The sequence below is a fragment of the Psychromonas antarctica genome, from assembly GCF_022267535.1.
GTDB classification, from domain to species: Bacteria; Pseudomonadota; Gammaproteobacteria; order Enterobacterales; family Psychromonadaceae; genus Psychromonas; species Psychromonas antarctica.
On the sequence record NZ_JAHNZV010000280.1, the window covers coordinates 1 to 731 of the forward strand.

1 pseudogene is annotated in these 731 nt (G+C 35.7%); it reads left to right on the plus strand.

From position 1 onward, the window contains the following. A pseudogene (locus KSO91_RS17475) lies at window positions 1–571 on the plus strand (hypothetical protein); the annotation flags it as partial. Between the last annotated feature and the right edge of the window lie 160 nt (window positions 572–731).

The following is a 731-nucleotide window of genomic DNA, read 5'->3' on the forward strand; positions in this document are numbered from 1 at the left end:
TTATCTAACTGAATGGCTTGATGCCTATGAATCATTACCCACAACAGAATATGAGGATGAGAAAGGACGAACGCATATTTATACTTGGCAAAATCAAGTCCCCTTACACGGCGGAGAGAAAGCGATTGAAGTTAATTGGTTCAAATACCAATTAAAAAATGCAAAAGGGAAAATCACTTATACCAATAGCTGGGTTACCGATATAGAAATAACAGCAAATAATGTTGAGATGATGAGTCGAGCAGGTCGATGCCGCTGGAAAATTGAAAATGAGTGTTTTAATACACTTAAAAACCAAGGCTATTACTTGGAGCACAATTACGGACACGGTCAAAAAAATCTTAGTTACAATATGTACTTATTGACACTATTAGCCTTTTATTTCCATCAAATATTTGAATTAACAGATGGCGTTTATCAAGCATGTAGAACATCATTCGGTTCAAAATCACATTTATGGGAAAACTTTAGAGCAACCATTAGGATACTGGTCGTAGATGACTGGGAGCATTTAATGGATTTATTATTACACCCTGATAATTATGAGGTAACTGCCGTAAAAACAACCTAAAAAGTCGCTTTATAAATGAATGCACTTAACTGTGTAGCTTGATCCTTGCCTGTTTGAAAAAGGAAAAACCAAGGAAAGCACAGGTTGACGAGCATAAAATGGAAAAACAGCTGAAAAAGCTGTTTTATCTTAGCAAAGATCATTTGAGCGAGAATTGCTG